Annotated in this window: 11 protein-coding genes; 3 read left to right on the forward strand and 8 right to left on the reverse strand. The window is 69.5% G+C overall.

Translation table 11 applies throughout. The annotated features are described in order from the left end of the window. Positions 1–122: 122 nt before the first annotated feature. Entirely contained in the window at positions 123–2,243 is a 2,121-nt protein-coding gene (locus ABZS66_RS22930; protein ID WP_354760744.1) for a choice-of-anchor D domain-containing protein, read from the reverse strand. Between the two features lie 626 nt (positions 2,244–2,869). Continuing rightward, positions 2,870–4,156 (reverse strand): PA-phosphatase, encoded by a 1,287-nt coding sequence (locus ABZS66_RS22935; RefSeq protein ID WP_354760746.1) that lies wholly within the window; start codon positions 4,154–4,156, stop codon positions 2,870–2,872. Positions 4,157–4,505: 349 nt separating this feature from the next. Here ABZS66_RS22935 and ABZS66_RS22940 point away from each other — a divergent pair, with 349 nt between their 5' ends. Then, positions 4,506–5,027 carry a DUF6221 family protein gene (locus ABZS66_RS22940; RefSeq protein WP_354760748.1) on the forward strand — a complete coding sequence of 174 codons (522 nt, stop codon included), beginning with the start codon at positions 4,506–4,508 and terminating at the stop codon, positions 5,025–5,027. Here ABZS66_RS22940 and ABZS66_RS22945 read toward each other — a convergent pair. The 4 genes from ABZS66_RS22945 to ABZS66_RS22960 all read right to left on the reverse strand — a co-directional run bounded on the left by ABZS66_RS22945 (position 5,006) and on the right by ABZS66_RS22960 (position 14,329). Further along, a complete protein-coding gene (locus tag ABZS66_RS22945) occupies positions 5,006–9,928 on the reverse strand; it encodes a DNA repair ATPase (RefSeq protein ID WP_354760750.1) in 4,923 nt (1,640 codons plus the stop codon). The two genes, ABZS66_RS22940 and ABZS66_RS22945, sit on opposite strands and share 22 nt — an antisense overlap. A gap of 11 nt (positions 9,929–9,939) precedes the next feature. Beyond that, positions 9,940–12,015: a flotillin family protein gene (locus ABZS66_RS22950; protein WP_354760752.1), complete on the reverse strand. Its 2,076-nt coding sequence runs from the start codon at positions 12,013–12,015 to the stop codon at positions 9,940–9,942. Next, positions 12,012–12,617, reverse strand: a complete 606-nt coding sequence (locus ABZS66_RS22955) for a hypothetical protein (RefSeq protein WP_354760754.1) — start codon at positions 12,615–12,617, stop codon at positions 12,012–12,014. The genes ABZS66_RS22950 and ABZS66_RS22955 overlap by 4 nt, the downstream gene beginning before the upstream one ends. 419 nt (positions 12,618–13,036) lie before the next feature. Continuing rightward, positions 13,037–14,329, reverse strand: a complete 1,293-nt coding sequence (locus ABZS66_RS22960; protein WP_354760794.1) for an FAD-binding oxidoreductase — start codon at positions 14,327–14,329, stop codon at positions 13,037–13,039. Between ABZS66_RS22960 and ABZS66_RS22965 the strand changes: the two genes are divergently transcribed. Then, entirely contained in the window at positions 14,213–14,503 is a 291-nt protein-coding gene (locus ABZS66_RS22965) for a hypothetical protein (RefSeq protein ID WP_354760796.1), read from the forward strand. The genes ABZS66_RS22960 and ABZS66_RS22965 overlap by 117 nt on opposite strands. A 169-nt stretch (positions 14,504–14,672) precedes the next feature. Then, complete coding sequence (locus ABZS66_RS22970) at positions 14,673–15,353, forward strand: DUF899 family protein (protein WP_354760756.1); 681 nt, start codon at positions 14,673–14,675, stop codon at positions 15,351–15,353. 22 nt (positions 15,354–15,375) lie between these two features. On the opposite strand, the gene ABZS66_RS22975 is transcribed toward ABZS66_RS22970, so the two are convergent. After that, a complete protein-coding gene (locus ABZS66_RS22975) occupies positions 15,376–17,652 on the reverse strand; it encodes a transglycosylase domain-containing protein (protein WP_354760758.1) in 2,277 nt (758 codons plus the stop codon). 338 nt (positions 17,653–17,990) lie between these two features. Continuing rightward, positions 17,991–18,620, reverse strand: coding sequence for a TetR family transcriptional regulator (locus tag ABZS66_RS22980; protein ID WP_354760760.1), 630 nt, complete (start codon positions 18,618–18,620; stop codon positions 17,991–17,993). Positions 18,621–18,634 lie beyond the last annotated feature (14 nt).

Below are 18,634 nucleotides of genomic sequence, written 5' to 3' on the forward strand. Positions count from 1 at the left end.
GCGTACCGCGGGATCAGGTCATGCATCCGTCCGTCCGACCCGTCGTATCCATTCACACCAATCCGCAGCGACCGATACACCCCGAAAGCGGCGCAACCTGAGATTCATCGATGGAGTCCGGCTCAGAGCTGTTTGACCTGTGTCGTTGACTGGGCTGTCGGTGTCACCGGTGCCGGTTTCGCCGCGGAGGCACTCCCGCCGGACGGCACCGAGGGCGGGTATTCGTAGAACGTGCCAACTACGTCCACGACCACGTTGCAGTAACCGCCGGCGTTGAAGACGTTGAACTTGCCGTCCTGGCCGATCATGGTCTGTACCGCGTTCGGCACGACCGACCCGGCGGTTGGGTTGAGGTTGGACGTGCCCGGCCTCGCAGCTCCGGCGGGCCAGACCGTCAGGTACGTAGCCGAGGTGGGGAGCACGGCCGTCACATTCGTCGCCAGCACCCGCGTGTCGACATCCATCACCGAACTCGGCACCGCGATCGACGCTGTGGATCCCGGCCCGAGCCGTGACGGCCAGCCCTGCCCGCTGCGGGTGTCCGCGATCCGGGTCGGCACGACCGGCTCGAAGCGCAAGCCACCCGGCAAACTGATGTCGGCGTAGAACCCGACGATGTCGACGATGATGTGCGCGTTGGTGCTGGTGTAGACGGCGATCGACGGCAGCCCGGTGGCGCCGCCGCATCCGTCGCAAGGCATGGCCGGAACCACGGCGAAGTTCGGCACGGTGGCGTTCGCCGTGTAGTTCAGCGTCGATGTCTCGGGCAGTCGGCCCTGCTGACCGTCCCAGGCGGTCAGGTAGCCGCCTCCGGTCGGCTCGGTGGCCGTGATGTTCACCGCGAACCCGCGCACATGGGGGTTGATCGCGGCATTCCAGGAAGCGACGGAGTTGACGTAGTGGCCGGCCGGGATCCGGCCGACCCCCCAATCGCGGGTGTCGGTCAGGCGGACCGGTTCGGCCAGCGGGTGGTACTGCGAGCAGCCCGCGCAGTTCTCCCGGAGGTCGTCATGGCTCCGGGTGTAGTAGCCGAACATGTCCACGACGAGCTGCACCGGACCGCCGGCGTTGTAGAAGTCCACCTTGTTGTAGGTACCGAACTTCACGGTGACCGAGTTTGCCCCGGTCCAGCCCTTGACGTAGTTCAGTGAGGATGCGGTCGGGCGGGTCGTGCCCGTCGGGTAGACGGTGACGTATCCGGGGCCGGCGGATTCGGTGACGGTCACGTTGAGCACGACCGCGGAGGCTTCCTCAGGGGCGTCGATCATCACGGTCACCACACCGCCGGAGGCGACCGGCCCTCTGGGCGCTCCTCGGCCGGAGCGGGTGTCCATGACACGGTACGGCCGCACAGCAAGATAGCTTCCCCGGTTACTGACGAACCCGTCCACGCTCAGGTCGATCCGCGTCGAACCGGCGTAACTGTCGTCGGGCAGGGAGATCGCCGCGGCGCTTCGCCCGGTCGCGGTTGGCTGCGCGACGACGCTCATCGAACAGGTCTGCCCACCGGCCAGCGTCTTGAGGGAACAGCCGTCGTCCACGATGCGGAAAGAGGTTGGATTCGCGCCGGTGATCGACGCCGTGCCGAAGGTGATCGGCAAGGCTCTCAGCCCGGTCACCGTTATCGTCCGCGGTGCCGACACGTCATACACCGGCACCCAGCCGAAGTCGACGGGCGAGGCCGTGGCGTCACGCTGGTCGTACCCGGTCAGCGACACCAGCCGGACGACCCGGCCGGCGATCGAGTTCTCGGCCAAGGTCAGCAGCGCCGTCTGCTCGCCGAGGGCCGCCGCCTTCGCGGTAATCGTCAGCTTGCAGGTCTCGCCGTAGGAGAGGGTCTTGCCGGAGCAGGTGTTCGCCGAGATCTGGAACACCCCCGGCTTCGTCCCGGAGAGCGCGGCCGCGCCGAACGTGGTCGGCTGCGTGCCGTTCACCTCGATGGTGACGTCCTGCGGCGCGGGCACCTGCCCTGCCGGCAGTTCGCCCATCTGCAATCGGTACGCACGGCTGTCGGCGGCCCGATAGCCGATACCGGACTGGAAGCGGATCTCACCCTTGACGAGCGTGCTGACCCCACAGGGAACCGAGTAACTCGCCGCGAAGGCGGTGAACTTCCCTGTCGCGTCGTCGTAATCCGCCTGGCTGACGGTCAGCGTGCCGCGTGCTACACCCGCGCACTCCTCTCCGTCGCCGCGGATGTTCAGCACGGTCGTCGACGGCGGCGGATGCTCGTCGATGATCATACCGGTAACCGTCGGGTAGGACTTTCCGGCGGTGAACCGGGTGCCGCTCGGCGGCGTGACGTCCAGGTGGTGGGAGTGGCCGCCGGAGGAGCCGTCCATCCACAATGCATAGTTCACGTACTGCTGGTTGGTCACGAGAGAAGTCCGGGACGCTTCGTAGGAGAAGCTTCCGCCGCCGTTCCCCCAGTCCTCCAGGTACATCGTGAAGGCCGTGTACGGGGCGGCGGGCGGCGGGCCGGCCGCCGCGTCAGCGGTGCCGGACAGCGCGCTGGACGTCAGCAGGACTGCAACGGCGCCGATCATCAAGCCACGAATGGTGCGCATTTCCCCGCCACATGGTCGATCACGCTGAACGCCGGGCAGCAGCCCGGCGTTCCATCAAGATAGAGATCCACACCATCGCAGGCAAGGTACGCAGACCAGCTCTGGCCGGCCCGGTGTCCCCGGTTTTCGAGTGTCCCCGGTTTTCGAGTGTCCCCGGTTTTCGAGTGGTACACGGTGGTTGGCGCGGATGTCGTGCCCCTTCAGCGGAGCTCCGGCGACGGCCTCGTCCTGGAACGTCAGGATGCCCGGTCCGAGTGCCGGCGCTGGGCGCTCGGGCCGGGCATCATGTCATGCCGGGAGGGTCACCGGCGTGGGCGGAAGTAGTTCGCGATCATGTAGTCCGTGACCTGTGCACCGATCTTCGCGCCCTCGACGTCGGCGGTGCGGGTGTGGATGCCGCCCCAGATCCGGGCCTCGATGACCTCGTCGATGGCGCCGGTGAAGCTCGAGAAGTGCCGCGTGGTGCCGGACTGCTCGCTGTACGCACTGAACGGGATGTCATCGCGGCCGAAGAAGTACTTCAGGGCCGACATGCTCGCCGCGGTGAAGCAGGTGTGTCCGGACATGAAGTCCGGGTGCGGGGGAGTGACGAGCAGCGGCATCCAGGCGGTGTCAGCGTCGGTGGCCGCGTTGCCGTCGGTGTCGGCCTGCTGGATCGCGGTGACCGGCCGCCAGAACATCCAGGCTGCCTTCTCGTTGTAGCAGGCGGCCGTGGCGTCGGCCTCCGCGAGGTCGACCATCGCGAACATGCGCGCCGTCCGCAGCGCGCTGAGTTGCTGGGTCGTGGCGAGCTGGCGCTTGATCTCCCACTCGCCGAGGTGCCGGTCGTGCCACCAGATCGCGGCCTCGGTCTGGTCCTGGGTCCGGATCGTGCTGTTCGCCGCGCCGATGGCCTTGACCTCTTTGAAGTCCCGCGCGTACTGGTCGCTCGTGAGCGCCACCGGCCCGGTCGTGCGGAACATCGACACGCTGGGGATGAGGAACGGCTTGAGGTAGGCCACCCAGGCCCCGTCGTTGGCGAAGGTCGGCGGGGTGGGCCGCCACTGCCCGGGCTGGGTGCCGACCGGCCAGCTCACGTTGGCGAAGGCACCGTCGTTCTGCCGCGCGCTGATCATCGCGGCGGCGGTCTGGCTGCCCACGGTGATCCCGGACCGCTTCGCGCTGCCGGGCGAGATCGTGGCCAGCCAGTCGTCGTACTGCGTCTGGAGCCGGGACTGCTGGGCCGGGAACAAGTAGCTGAGCACCTGGAAGGCCGCGGTGCCGACCGCCGCGTCCACCGACTCGCGCCCGTTGGTCGACGGTGCGCTGAGATACGGCTGGTACGGCTTGCCGGCGATGGCGTTGACGGCGTCGTAGACGGCGCCGTGGACCATCGCGAAGCTGCGCGCCTGGACCTGTGGCTGCTGGCTGGCCACGTCCCAGATCGCGGTCTGCGCGTTGCGGTCCCAGATAATGACGGCATTGGTGGATGTAGTGGTGTCCGCTGCGTATGCGGAAGAGGTGCCGAACGCTACCGGTGACCCGGCGGCGAGGATACCGGCGACAGCTGCGCACACGAATTTGCGGCGCGTGCGTACCTGACTTGTCATCCTTGACTCCCTTTGCCGGCAACCCGACCAGCTGATTGCCGCATTGATGTAGGCGTTCCTACTAAGATCAGCGGAGCCGGCCTCCAAGTCGTTACGGTCCCGCGGAAACGAGCGGTTGAGCTGCACGAATACCATCGTTACAACCCCGCCACGCAGCGTCAGTGCCCCGGCGAGCGGCTCCGCGTGCCGACTGCGTCACGGGAAGTCATTGCTTGATTGGACATTGACCGAGTTCCCTAGTTGGCTCGCGCGCCGGGCCGCGACGGTTGAGCCGCCTGGGTGAGCGGACCGGGTGAGAGCAAATTCGGTCCACCCTCGCGGACGGCGTCGCCTGGGGAGAATCGAAGGCATGACCAACGACTTGGTGGAGTTCATCGAGGCGCGGCTTGCCGAGGACGAGTCGCTCGCCGGCATCATTTCGGCCGGCGCCTACGCGCCGCAGGTGTGGCGGGTCAAGCCGGACCAGCCCGGCGGCTGGCGGGAGATCCGCGCGTTCGACGGCGCGAACATCGTGGGCATCTCGCAGACGTCCGACGTGGGCGAGTTGGTCGCGGTCGTGCCGGGGAGTCGTGAGCAGCACGTCCACATCACCCGGCATGATCCTGCCCGGGTGGTTCGGGAGGTGGCAGCCAAGCGGCGGCGGCTCGAGCGGCACAAGCCGGGCTACGCCAGCGGTCAGGTCGAGTACGGCCAGCACCACGAGGTCTACCGGCGCGAGGACGGCAAGACGATCGAGGTGCTGGTCCAGGACGACGAGCCGCGCCAGCCGAACTGGTGCCGGACCTGTGCCGAGCCCGCTCCGTGCCGGGAGCTTCGCAACGACGCGTCGGTCTGGTCCGACCATCCCGACTACCCCGAGTGGGCCGTCTGAGCCGCTCGGTCGATCGCCGCCTCCACCCGGTCCGCCAACAGCCCTACCGCGCCGACCGCCCGGCTCATCGGGTCGTCCTCGGACCCGCCGAGCGCCCGCGCCCGCCGGTACGCGGCCTTGACCTCCGCCCAGCGCGTCTCCTGCGACGGTGTCATCCGGCCGCGGAGCGAGGCCAGCTTGAGCAGGTTCGCCTCGGCGCCCGCAGTCAGCGTCTGCGCCTCGCCGGCGTAATGGTCGTCGATCGCCGCCTCCAGCTCGGCGTCGTTCATGACCGGCACGACCCGGGCGGCGAGCTTGTTCATGTTGCGGTACGAGCCCTGCAACAGGAACGGCGGCTCGGTGCGGGACGCGTCGGACTGTGCCGCGGACGCGATGTACGCGCGGTTGTTCGCCAGGACCACCTCCTGCACTCGCTGGAGCTTCCGGAGTACCGCCAGCATCTGGTCCACCTCGACCGCCGAGTACGGGTGGGCGAGCTGGTCCGGTCGTACCGTGTCGTCGCCGCGGGCCAGGCGGACCAGCAGCTCGACGTCGCCGCGGTCGCGAGTGGACAGCGGGGCGAGGACCGGGTTCGAGGTCAGCGCGTTCTCGATGTAGGAGAGCGCGAACAGCTCATCCTTGCCGGCCAGCACGTCGCCGAGGTTCCACACGTCGGCGCGGTTCGCCAGCATGTCCGGGATGCGGAAGCGCTGGCCGGACTCGGTGTACGGGTTGCCGGCCATGCACACCGCGAACCGCTTGCCGCGCAGGTCGTACGTGCGGGTCCGGCCGTTCCAGACGCCCTCCATGCGGCGCTGCGCGTCGCACAGGGAGATGAACTTCTGCAGCAGCTCCGGCGACGTGTGCTGGATGTCGTCCAGGTACAGCAGGACGTTGTTGCCCATCTCCAGCGCGAAGTTGATTTTCTCGACCTCCTGGCGGGCGGTCGCGTTCGGTGCCTCCGCCGGGTCGACCGACGTCACCAGGTGGCCGAGCGCCGGGCCGTTCACCTTGACGAACACCAGGCCCAGGCGGTTGGCGACGTACTCCATCAGCGTCGTCTTGCCGTAGCCCGGTGGCGAGATCAGCAGCAGCAGGCCCATCGCGTCGCCCACCGCGCCCAGCTGCCGGGCCAGGTTGTCGCCGATGAGCGGGAGGTACACCTCGTCGAGCAGCCGGTTGCGCACGAACGCGCTCATCACCTTCGGCTTGTACTCGTCGAGCCGCAGCCGCTGCCGTTCGCGGGTGGCGAGCTCGGTGCGGTGCCGCTGGTACTCGCGGAAGGCCGGGACCCGTTCGAGGCGGAACCGGCGGGTGCGGGCGAGGACCTCGTCGAGGCGCAGCTCCATCCGGCGGCCGGTGATCCTCGGATGGGTGCCGAGCAGGCCCTCGACGGTCGCGGTGAGGGCGGCGGAGGAGTCGTGGCGCGGCAGGCCGGCACCGCAGAGCACGATCGCGGCCGCCTCCTCCAGGTCGCCGTCATGAAAACCGTCAGCAGGACCGTCGACGGTACCGGCGAACGAGGAGAGCCACGCGTGGGCGAGCTGGCGGCGCGCGGCGAGATCGCCGTCGAGGGCACGCAGATCCTCGTTGAGCTCACGGGTCGAACTCGCGCGCCAGAACCGGTCGAGGAACGTCCGCACGCCGGCGCTGGTGACGAATCCGAACGGCGCGCTGCTCAGCTCCTCGAACAGGTACTCCCCGGCGATCCCGGACCCGGCCGTGGGCCCGGCGGCTGGCTGGAACGCGGTCACCGCCGCCTGCAGCTCGGCGCACAGCTGCCCCACCGCGTCCGAGTGGCCGAACGCGGTCCGGGCCCGGGCGAGCGACCGCGCCCGCCGGGTCCAGGCGGCCTTGGCCTCGTCGTCGGCGCCGAACGTCCAGAACAGTTGCGCCGCCGCGCGGTCCGCCGCCGGGTAGCGCAGGAGACCGGCGCCGGCGTGCAGCCGCAGCAGCGCGTCAAGAATGAGCGTCGCGTCGTGGTCGTGGACGCCTCGCTCATATCCTTCGGCGTACCGGCTGTCGGCGACGCGGCGCACAAGGTCGCGCAGGCCGCCGTCGGTGAGGGCGGCCTGGTGGAGCGCGTCCAGCGTGCGGGCCGGGCCGTCCGAAATGGACTGTCCCGTCGCCGCGGCGTCGAGCACCATGCAGGCCAGGTGCTCCGAGCGGTACACGTCGGGCGCCTCGGACACGAGCAGCTGTCCCCAGAAGGGGCGGGCGGCGGCGATCACCGGGTCGTCGACCGGCGCGCGGTAGTCGGTCGCGGTCACGGTGAACGCGAGCTCGTCGCCGTGCGGTACGAGCGTCAGGTCGATCGCCTGGGTGTTGACCGCGAACTGGTGCCGGCCGAGGCGGATGACGTCGGCCGAGCCGGCGAACAGGTCGAGGCGGTCGCGCAGCATCCGGCCGGCCTCGAGCCGGGCCGTCCTGACCCGGCCGTCCAGCTCGTCGGCGCGGACCTGGTCGCCGAGGGCGCGCAGCTCGCCGGCGACGCCGCGCAGCTTCGCGACCATCGGGTCGGCCGCGAAGTACGTGTTGACGTCGTCGGGTGAGGTCATCGTGGCGACCCGGCGCTCGATGCTGCCGAGGATCCGCTCCGCGGACTCGACCAGCCGGTCGGCGCGACGGGAGCGCTCGTCGAGCAGCGCCTGCTTCCGCGCGGAGAACGCCTCGTAGACGTCGGTGCGCTTGTCGCCGAGCTGGGCGAGGAAGTCGTCGAACTCGCCGAAGCGGGACTCGAGGTTCTCCAGCTGGAGCATCAGCCGCCCCAGCTGCTCGTCACACCGCTCGGGCGTGTCGGCGACCGCGAGCGCGCCGACGACCGCCTGGCCCAGCAGGGCGAACTCGGCGGCGAACTCGGCCCGGCCCTCGACGGCGAGCAGCTCGCGGCGGCGGGCGTCGAGGACGGCGCGGGCGCGGTTGACGCCGCCGAGGACCTCGCCGATCCGCTCCAGGATGCCGACCCGGACGGTGGCGTCGGCGATCTCCAGCGACCCGACCACCTCCGTGACGATCTGCAGCCCCTCGGCCTGCGCGGTCAGCCGCTCGCCGACCGGCGCGGCCTCGGCCACGGTACGGACCGCCTCGGCGTCGGCGACCAGGCGCTCCACGTCGGAGTGGTAGCCGGCGAAGGCGTCGTCGCGCTGCAGGAACGTCACCGCCCGCTTGGCGGCCGCGACGAGCTCCTCGTCGAGCCGCTGCTGCAGGGCCGCGATCCGGTCGGTGTCGGCGTAGCGCAGCTCGCGCAGCGGGACGAGGGAGCCCTGCGCGTGGCGGAGGCCGGCGAGGCGGCGCACCCAGGCGTCGGTGTCCACCGGCGCCTCGCCCTGGGAGCGGCGGATGAGCGACTCGACCCGCTCGGCCGCCTCGCCGACGGCGGTGGCCGCGTGCTCGGTGAGCGCCTGCACCCGTTCGAACTCGGCCAGCACCTGCTCGGCGGTGTTGCGCAGCTCGGCGAGCGGGCTGCGCAGGTCGCCGAGCTCCGGCTCGCCGAGCCAGTGGTAGTGGTCGAACGTGCGGACGCACGCGGCGATGATCGCCTCGAAGACCGCAGTCGACGGGCCCATCTCGGCGACCATGCGGGCCACCGACAGGCAGTCGGAGATGCCGCGGACCAGATCGGCGTTGCCGACCCGGTCCAGCGGCCCGGTCCCGAGCGGCTGGGCCGCGGCGTACGTGTCCGACAGGTACGGCGTCTGCCACACCTGCATGGTGTGGACCCGGGTCGGCTCCTCGGACATGGCCCGGAAGACCACCAGCGTCCCGTCGTCGAACAGGGAGTAGCCGTGGCAGACGAGCGGGCTCGCGACCTCCTTGCGGATGACGTTGTAGGGCAGCAGCAGCGATCGCCCGTCGGCGCGGGCGTGGAAGACGTAGAGGACGTCCTCGCCGTTGCCCGACCGGATGACCCGCTCGAACTCGAGGTCGGCCACGTCGGTGTCGAACGTCCGCGCGACGCCCGTGGCCAGGTAGTAACCGCCCGGGAAGATCAGGCCCTGGTCCTCCGGCAGGCGCTGGCAGCCCTGGCCGATCCCGTCGAGCCGGACGACCCCCCGCGTCCGGGTGTTGAAGACCAGGAACCTGAAGACCGTTTCCTTGTACGGCCGGATGCGCAGCAGGACGAGCGGACCGACGCGCGCGTAGCTGACGTCGGCGTCGGCGAGGCTCTGCAGCGGCTCGTCGACCGGCTCGCGGTACACACCCTCGCCCGTCTCGGTGTTGTTCTCGACCTTGACGGTGAGGTCACCGCCGAGGGTCTCGACGAACACCACGTCCTCGATGGAGATGTGCGGGAACCGGCCGAGGACGTGGTGCTCCCGGCCGACCGGGGTCCACTCGAAGTCGTGCGACGGCGGGAACACATGGTCGCGCTCGCCGCGGTTGTCCACATAGGACACCTCGCCGGCCGTGTCGACGTTCCAGCGCAGCACCTTGATGTCGTCGGTGCGGGGACCGGTCTGGAAGACGGCGAGGAGCTTCCCGTCGAGCCGTCGCAGCTGCAGCAGCCGGGTGTCGCGGTAGTACCGGTACACCTCGCCGAAGTCGCGCAGCAGCTGCGGGTCGCGCAGCAGGCCGGGCAGCTCGTCCGGGGACGGCACGTCGAACCGGAACGCGTCGCCGTCGCGGCTGAACCGGTGCAGCGAGAACACGTCGTCGACGGTGGTCTCCGGCTTGAGGCCGATGAAGACGTTGTACCCGAACAGCATCAGCCCGCCGACGGACACGATGTCGCGCGGGACGCAGTTGTGCTCCGTGCGGATCCGCTCGGTGCCGAGCAGCCGCAGCTCGGTGCCGCCGAACACCTCGGTCCGCCGCGTGTTGAGGGCCTCGGCCCGGCCGCTCAGCTCGGCCGCCTGCGCGGCGAGCCGGTCGCGCAGCACCTCGTAGGTGCCGGCGTCCAGGCTCGCCGCGACGGGCTTCACCGTCTCGACGGTCACTGCGCGGCCGCCGCCAGCGCCGCGACCGGCCGGTCGGCGATACCGAGCTGGCGGGCCGCGTCCAGCAGCTCACGCAGCTTGTCCCGGTCGGGGCCGCCCCGCTGGATCTGCTGTACCAGGAAGGCCGACAACGTCAGGTTGGACACGTCGGCGGTGCTCATCGAGCCGAGCAGCCGCCCGAGGTCGCCGGCCAGGTCGCCGTTGCCGTTGAGGTAAGAGGCGCCGACGGTCTGCACGACGTCGGAGTGCTGGACGAAGCCGTCGATGCTCTTGCCGAGGCTGATCGAGCCGAGCAGCTTGTCGAAGAAGATGCTGTCGCCGCCGACGATGTCGATGTTCGCCTTCTCCAGGCCGGCGGCCAGGACGAGCGCCTGCTGCTCGGCGACCTGCCGGTGCACGTCGATGCCGGCGAGGCGGACCTCCTTCTCCATCTCCAGGCGCAGGCGGTACTCCTCATGCCCGCGGGTCGCCTCGTCCATCGCGGCGAGCGCGGCGGCCTTCTCGGTGAGCCCCTCGGCCTCGCCCTTGAGCTTGTCGCGCAGCGCGTCGGCGAGCGCGGCGGCCTTCTCCCGCTCGACGGCGGCCTCGGCGAGGCCCGCCTTCTCGATCGCCTCCGCGGTCGCGACCGCCTTCTCCCGCTCGACCGCCGCCTCGGCCCGGCCGACCTTCTCGATCGCGTCGGCGTTGCGCTCGCGGACCTGCACGTCGGCGAGGCCGGTCGCGGCCGCCTCGGCCTGCACACCCTCGGCCAGGCGGATCTTGGCGCGGGCCTCCAGCTCGGCGGTCTGCTGCCGGGCCTCGGCGAGCACCAGCTCCTCGCGGGCCTTGAACTTGGCGGCCTGTTCGGCCGCCTCGGCCGCCTTGATGCCCTTGACCAGGTTCTCCTGCGCCTCGGCCTCCGCCTGGATGACGACGGCCTGGCGGGTGCGCTCGGCCTCCTCGACGACGCGGAGCCGCTTGATCTGCTCCTCCTGCTCGGCGACGGTGCGCTCGACCGCGATCCGCTCCCGGACCACCTCGGCGATGGCCCGCTTCTCGGCCTCGACCTCCTTGTCCTTGGCGATCGTGCTCAGCTCGGTGTCCCGCTGGCGGGCGATGACCTCAAGCATGCGGTCCTTCTCGATGCGCTCCGACTCGATCGCGATGACCCGCTCGCGGTTCTTCTCGGCGACGGCGATCTCCCGGCGCTTGTTCTCGTGCTGGACGCCGACCTGCTCGTCGGTGCGGATCTCGGCGGTCTGCGACTTGAGCCGCTCCTCGGCCCGGACCCGGGCGGTCTCCGCCTCCTCGCGCGCCCGCAGGGTGGCGACCTCCCGCTCCTGCTTGATCTCCGCCTCGGTCTGGCGGCGCTCCAGCTCCAGGACCGCCTCGCGGGCGTCGACGTCCTGGCGCTTGATCTCCTTCTCCTCGTTGCGCCGGAACTCGTTGGTCCGCACGTGCTCGATCGCGGTCAGCTCGGTGATCTTCCGGATGCCCTGCGCGTCGAGGATGTTGGCGTTGTCGAGGTGGCTCAGCGGCGTCTGCTCGAGGAAGTCGATCGCGGCGTCCTCCAGGCTGTACCCGTTGAGATCGGTGCCGATCACCCGGACGATCTGGTCGCGGAACTCGTCGCGTTTGGTGTACAGGTCGACGAAGTCCAGCTGCTTGCCCACGGTCTTGAGCGCCTCGGAGAACTTCGCGTTGAACAGCTCCTGCAGGGTCTCCTGGTCGCTGGCCCGCACCGTGCCGATCGCCTGGGCGACCTTGATGACGTCCTCGACGGTCTTGTTGACCCGCACGAAGAACGTGATCCGGATGTCAGCGCGAATGTTGTCGCGGCAGATCAGCCCTTCCCGGCCGGTCCGCTCGATCTCGATCGTCTTCACCGAGATGTCCATGACCTCGGCCTTGTGCAGGACCGGCAGGACGACGGCGCCGGTGAACGTGACGTCGACCTTGCGGACCTTCGAGATGATCAACGCCTTGCCCTGTTCGATCTTTCGGAACAGGCGGCTGACGGCGTACAGCAGACCGACCGCGATGAGCGCGGCCACGCCGAGCACAACGAGGAAGCCGGTGGTGATGACGGTCATGAGAGCTCCCTCTGTCCGGGGGTGGGAACGATCCAGAAGAACTCGCCGTGCTGGTCGTATTCGTAGATCACCGCCGAGCTGCCCGCGGTGAAGGTGTCGGCGCCGGTCTGGCGAACCTGCACGATCGCGCTGGAGCCGTCGGCGGCGGTGACCTCGGCCTGGCCGAACGTCTCGGTGACGGTGCCGGTGCGGACCACGCACGTGCGCCCCACGAATGCAGCGCGGGACTCGCCGCTCGTCGCCGGGAAGAGCCTCCTCAGCGGTACCACGAGCAGCCGCGTCATCAGCCACGCGACAACGAGCGCGACCACCAGCACGGCGAGGCGCAGCAGCACGCCGTCGATGACGGTCGAGCCGGCCAGGCTGACGAACCAGGCGACCAGCACGAGCACCGACAGCCCGACCGTGGCCGGCACGCCGCCGAGGCCGACGCTGCCCAGGAAGCCACCGAAGCCACCGGCCGCACCACCGTCGAGGCCGTCGAGCGCCTCGGTGTCGGTGCCGCCGAACAGGACGATCAGCCAGTACGCGATGACAAGGACGAGCAGGAATGTGAACAGGACGGTGGGGAATTCGAGGGTCGCACTGAGAAATTCACCCATCGGCCTGCTGCATCCCCCCTGCTCGCTACGGCCATGGTGACAGGCTTCGTCAAGACCCACTCGCCCCGCAGCCTGCGGTCCACAGTGGATGACGACCGCGAATCAGGACGAGAACTCGGACAAGCCGGCGCTAAACGGCACAGTCGCGGTGCGCCCTCGGTCGCCCCGGCACGACGAGCCGGGACAGCAGACGCGCTCGCCGTCCTCCAGGTAGTGCGTGACGGTGTCGGCCGTCGCGCTCAACGCGGCAGCCGTCCGGCGAGCGAGCAATGGGGACAGACGCCGTCGGGCCTCGTCGAGCGTGCACCATGCCCAGCCGCGCAGCTCGTCCTGGGGGGATCCGGAGGCTCGCGGTGACAGGTCACCAGCGGACGCTATCGCGTCGCCGGCGTCGAGCGGGGCTTCGCGGGCCGGGATCGTCAGGAGCCGGCGTCGGTCGGCCGGATGTTGTTGTTGAGCCGGAAGCGGTTCTCGGGGTCGAACTCGCGCTTGATCCGGGCGAGCCGATCCAGGTTGTCGCCGAACGCCGACTGTCCGCTCGCGCTGTCCAGGTCGGCGCTGAAGTTGAGGTAGGTGCCGCCAGCCGAGGGCAGGTCGTTGACCTCGTTGAACGCGTCCCGCACCCACCGTACGTTGGCCTCGGTGTCGGCGGCGTCGGTCCAGTTGCCGTCGATGCTCACGATGTAGGCCGCACTCCGATCGCCGAAGGCGGTGTCGTGGATCCCCGGCCGCTGCACGGCGCCGCCCATCTGCGGCACGTGGACCAGCGTGCCGGGGTGCGGTCGGTCGAGTCCTTTTCGGAGTACCACATCGAGCACGTCGTCGCCGAGCTCGCGGACGTTCACCGACTTCCAGTAGCTGAGCGACTGCCCTTTCGGAAACATCCAGTCCAGGAGTCGCTGGACGTCCCGGAACGGCTTGGGCCCACTGAGGTCGGCGAGCGGAGTGCCGAACTCGCTGATCGGCCTGAGGATCGTCGCGCCGTCGTCCGCCGGACCCGCGTACACGGCCCCGGTGATGAAGACGTCCCGGTTGTGCACCTGCGGCGGTAGCAGCGGCGAGGCCGGCATCGACCAGAACATGGCCCGGCTGGTGACCTCGTCCGGCAGGCCGGCCGTCCAGGCCCGCCAGGCGGGAAGGATCTCCTCCGCGTCGGACGCGGCGTACATCGCCGCCCCATACATGACGACGGGTCCGACCGGGTGGGCACGGAACTCGAAGGCGGTGACGACGCCGAAGTTGCCGCCGCCGCCGCGCAGTGCCCAGAAGAGTTCCGGGTGCTCGGTCTCGCTGGCTCGAAGGAGCATCCCGTCGGCCGTGACGATCTCGGCGGCGACGAGGTTGTCGCAGGTGAGGCCATACCTGCGGTGGAGCCACCCGAGCCCGCCGCCGAGGGTCAGACCGGCGACGCCCGTCGTCGACACGACGCCGCCCGGCACGGCCAGGCCGAAGACCTGGGCCTCTCGGTCGACGTCTCCCCAGGTCGCGCCTCCCTGGACCCGAACGAGCCGCTCGGCGGGGTTCACCCAGACGCCCCGCATCGCCGAGAGGTCGATCATCATGGCCTCGTCGTAGGTGCACTGGCCCGCGATCCCATGGCCACCGCCCCGCACGGCGACCAGCAGATCGCGTTCGCGAGCGAGGTTCACCGCGTCGATCACGTCGGCCGCTCCCGAACATCGGACAATGAGTCCGGGGTGCCGGTCGAACATGCCGTTGTGCACGACGCGACTCTCGTCATAACCGGGATCATCCGGTGTGATGAGCGGACCGTGGAAGTCCGCGCGAAGTGCGTCGATCCGCTCGTCGGTGACAGCCGTTTCGCCACCGTCGAGCCTGCGGAGCCTCACCGTCATTCGCTGGGCCTCCAGCCGGTCGAGTCCTGAAGCCTCGCGGTCAACATCACCCGCGATCCGGTTCTTAAACCCACGTCCGCGCGCCGACCGGTACGCCGAACGCCCAGCTCACACCCGGTACAACGGGTTTGGCGCGGTGCGGCCGTGGTAATCGGGTCCGGCCGACCTGACGCCGCGGAGGTGGAGTGTGACTGTGGGGATGACCCGGTTGGCGAACGAGTCGACGGAGTACCGTGCCGCCCGCGAGGAGCTGCGGCTGGCCGAGGTCGACCTGATGCGCCAGCGCGAGCGGGTGGCCGAGTTGCGCCGCGGGCTGCCGACGGGGGCGGTGGTCGAGAATTATGTCTTTGAGGAGGGCCCGGCCGATCTGGCCGCGGGGGACGAGCCGGTCCGTCAGGTCAGGTTGAGTGAGCTGTTCAGCGGGCCCGATCGACCCTTGATCGTCTACCACTTCATGTACGGCAAGGCCCAGCGCGCGCCGTGCTCGATGTGCACGATGTGGATCGACGGGTTCAACGCCGTCGTCGACCATGTGTCCCAGAACGCCGACTTCGTCGTCGTGGCGGCAGCCGACCTATCGGCGCTGCGGTTCCACGCCCGGGCCCGCGGGTGGGATCGGCTCCGGCTTCTCAGTGCGGCCGGCAGCACGTTCAAGTACGACCTGGCCAGTGAGGACGAATCCGGAGCCCAGGACTCGACCATCTCGGTCTTCACGCGGGACGCCGACGGGACGGTCAGGCACTTCTACACCAGCCATCCGTGGATGTCCGCCGACATCCGCGAGCGCGGTGTGGACCTGCACAGCCCGGTGTGGCACCTGCTCGACCTGACGCCGGCGGGGCGGGGCGAGTGGTACCCCGAGCTGCGCTACAAGCCTTGAGCGAAGTGCCGCACCGAGACCGTCACCGGTTGCCCGGCGCCGGTGTCTGGCAGCGCGGCCCGGGCCGCCGGCACGGCCGGTTGTCTCTCGGATCGTCGTCCCGGCCCGGTCTTCCCATCGGAATGCCGTTGCCCTCGGCGAGCGTCCCGCCCCGCCTCGGCTGGGACGGCAGCTGGACCTTCTCCGTCTTGTTCAGGGCCGCGTTCATGAACTTGCGCCAGACCGGCGCCGCCATGGTCGCGCCGAAGAGGCGTTGGCCGCTCTTGTTGACCAGCTTCTGTTCGTCGTTCTTGTTGCCGATCCACACGGCGGCGGCCAGTCCGGGTGTCTTGGTCTTGTCCCGGCCGGGTGGCGTGTAGCCGACCATCCAGGTGTGCGCGTTGTCGGACGTGTCACGCAACTGCCAGGTGCCGGTCTTGCCGGCCGCCGGCCGGCCGTTCATGTCGGAGGCGGTCGCCGCGGCGACCTTGCTCAACGCGTACGTGACGTTGTCGGCCATCGCGTCGGTGAAGCCCGGGATCTGCTTGGGGTTGATGGTCTCCCCGTAGACACGCTGGCCCTTCTTCTGCACCTCCTGCACGAAGTGGACCGACGCTGCCTTGCCCCGGGCGGCGAACGTCGCCATGCCGTTGGCATGGTCGAGGACGGTCACCGGGAACTGCCCGATGCCCAACTCCGTGCTGAAGCCGAACTCTGAGGGGTTCTTGGTGGTCAGGTCGAGCCGGCCCTTTTCCGGGTGCCACATGGAGCGGATCCCCGCCGCGCGGGCCACCTCGAGCACCTTGGCCCAGCCGACCTCCTCCGCCAACGCGAAGTACGGCGTGTTGAGCGACTTCTCGGTCGCCTCCAGCAGCGTGCACCACGTCTGGCAATCGGCCGAGTCGCCGTCGTTGTTCTTGACGGGGCCCGGCTTCTGGCCGGTGACCCGGTGGCTGCGCGGGAAGTCCTTCGGGCTCGTGCCGTCCCAGTGGGAGTCGATGGCGTACCCATGGATGAGCCCCGCGGCGAGCGTGTAGACCTTGAACGAGGAGGCGGGCGGGTGCGCGCCGAAGTCGACCGGCTTGCCGTCCGACAGCACCGGGTCGGCGTACCAGCCGGCGTAGTCGCTCCCGTCACCCTGCGATCCGCCGTAGTAGGCACGGACCCGGCCCGTGCCCGGCTCGACGGCCACCAATGCGCCCTGGAGATTCGGCGGCTGGCCGAACAGCGGTGAGTCAGCCGTGGCACCGCTGGCGTATTTCAATGCGGCGTCCTGCATCGGCTTGGCCACCGTGGTGTAGATCTGCAGGCCACCGTTGCGGATCTCGTCGGACGAGAACCTGGGCCGCCCGTCGGGCCCGGTGACCCTGGAAAGCTCGTCCATCACGTGGTGGACGATCAGCCCCGCGGGCTTGTCCAGGCCCCACTGGGCACGCAGCCGGCCGTCCACGACGGGGTCGACCTTGATCACGTTGTCCGGGTACTTGAGCTCGTCGGCCGCCTGCTGGGTCAGGTAGCCGAGCTGAACCATGTTGGACTTGATGTAGTTGTGGAACCGCTCCTTGGCCGTGTCGGGGTTCCGGGTCGGGTCGTACGGGCTGCCCTTCTTCGGGTCGGAGCCCTCCGGATCCTTGATCATGCCGGCGAGCACCATTCCCTCGGCGACCGTCAGGTTGCTGACCGGCTTGCCGAAGTACGCCTGCGCGGCCGCCTCGATCCCGTACGCGTGCCGGCCGAAATAGACCGCGTTCAGGTACAGCTCAAGGATCTTGTCTTTGTCGTACTTCTCGTTCAGCTTGGTCGCGATGACCGCCTCGCGCACCTTCCGCGCGTACGAGATGCCCTTGAGGTCGGCGAGTTTGCGGGCGTACTGCTGACTGATCGTCGAGGCGCCCTGCCGCTCACCGCCGGTGACGTTGTTCCACGCGGCGCGGGCAATGCTGCTGTAGTCGACGCCGTCATTGGTGTAGAAGCTCATGTCCTCGGTGGCCACGACCGCTTGCTGTACGTGTTTGGGAACCTGGTCGAGGGTGACCACGGTCCGGTTTTCTTCGCCGATCCTCGCCATGGGCGTCTGGCGGTCGGCGTAGAAGATCGTCGTCGACTCGTACATCTGGAGGTCCGGCGGCAGATCGACCGAGTCGAAGTAGTAGGTGCCGGCCACCAGCCCGATGCCCATCAGCATCAGTACGGCGGCGGTGGAGGAGATGATGACGTTGCGTCGGCGCCATCGCTTCGGCCGCCCGCTCGCCGAGGGCTCCGTCGGCGTTGCGGACCCGCTCTCGCCGAAGCTGGGGCGGCCGGTCAGGCGGCCGGTCAATTGGCCGATGATCGCGCCGCTGAGAATTCCGGCGGAGCGCCGGTGCCGACCCCGGGGGTTGTCGCGACCGCCGTGACCGAGGCTGCCGTAACCGCTCTCGTCGGACGACCCCGCAGGCCGCGGGTCCCTCCCCAACGAGTCGTTCGGGTCACCAGAGTTCACTCGTCTCACCTCGTCAGACAGGCCTTCTGTCGTCCCGCAGGCCACGACAACGGCCAACCACAAGGAGCGTCCACGTCGGTGGCGACGTTACAACGCTCCTGGACGGCGATGAAGGCGGCGGTACTTCGGCGAGAAGCAAGCCGTGTTCTCGTCACCACCGCGCGTCATATTCGCCGCTAGCCCGCGAGCAGCAGGGTCCGCAGCGACGAGGACAGCCACTGCTCGGCGCGGTCGAAGGTCCAACCGTGTTCGTCGATGAACTGTACCCAGGCGTCGATCGACAGGAACACGGCGATCGTGGCCGCCGCGGTGTCGACGTCGGTTCCGGGGCGCAGTGCGCCGAGCTCGGCGATCCGCTCGGCGCCGCGCCGGGCGCCGGCGACGTGGCGGGCCTGTCCGTCCGCGTATGCCGCCGCGATGGTCTGGTCAACCTGTGCCGCGGACCTCAGCCCGGCGAGGATGTCCCGGCAGCGTTCGTTGAGCTGCCTGGTCAGCCGCGTCTGGAGGTCGATGATCTGGCCTGCGTCGGTCGAGCGCGTGATTTCGGCGGCGAGCTGCGGGACGCCGGAGAGGGCGTCCACCTCGTCGAGCATCGCGGTGACGAGCCGCGCCTTCGACCCGACGCTGGAATAGATGGTCTGCACCGCGACGCCGGCCTCGCGGGCGATGTCGGTGACCGAGGTGTGTGCGTATCCCTGACGAGTGAACAGCCTGGTCGCGGCCAGGATGATGTCGCGGCGGGTCTGTGCCGCCTGCAACTGTCGTCGATTGGTCGCGACCCGTCCTTGCTCGTCCGAGGATTTCATCTTAACATCGTTCC

The organism is Dactylosporangium sp. NPDC005572 (assembly GCF_040605515.1).
Lineage (GTDB): Bacteria > Actinomycetota > Actinomycetes > Mycobacteriales > Micromonosporaceae > Dactylosporangium.

Coding starts and splice junctions, on each gene's coding strand:
- ABZS66_RS22930 (WP_354760744.1), bottom strand. CDS start 2,243: ATGATCATCGACGAGCATCCGCCGCCGTCGACGACCGTGCTGAACATC.
- ABZS66_RS22935 (WP_354760746.1), bottom strand. CDS start 4,156: ATGACAAGTCAGGTACGCACGCGCCGCAAATTCGTGTGCGCAGCTGTC.
- ABZS66_RS22940 (WP_354760748.1), top strand. CDS start 4,506: ATGACCAACGACTTGGTGGAGTTCATCGAGGCGCGGCTTGCCGAGGAC.
- ABZS66_RS22950 (WP_354760752.1), bottom strand. CDS start 12,015: ATGACCGTCATCACCACCGGCTTCCTCGTTGTGCTCGGCGTGGCCGCG.
- ABZS66_RS22955 (WP_354760754.1), bottom strand. CDS start 12,617: ATGGGTGAATTTCTCAGTGCGACCCTCGAATTCCCCACCGTCCTGTTC.
- ABZS66_RS22965 (WP_354760796.1), top strand. CDS start 14,213: ATGGCCACCGCCCCGCACGGCGACCAGCAGATCGCGTTCGCGAGCGAG.
- ABZS66_RS22960 (WP_354760794.1), bottom strand. CDS start 14,329: ATGTTCGACCGGCACCCCGGACTCATTGTCCGATGTTCGGGAGCGGCC.
- ABZS66_RS22970 (WP_354760756.1), top strand. CDS start 14,673: ATGACCCGGTTGGCGAACGAGTCGACGGAGTACCGTGCCGCCCGCGAG.
- ABZS66_RS22980 (WP_354760760.1), bottom strand. CDS start 18,620: ATGAAATCCTCGGACGAGCAAGGACGGGTCGCGACCAATCGACGACAG.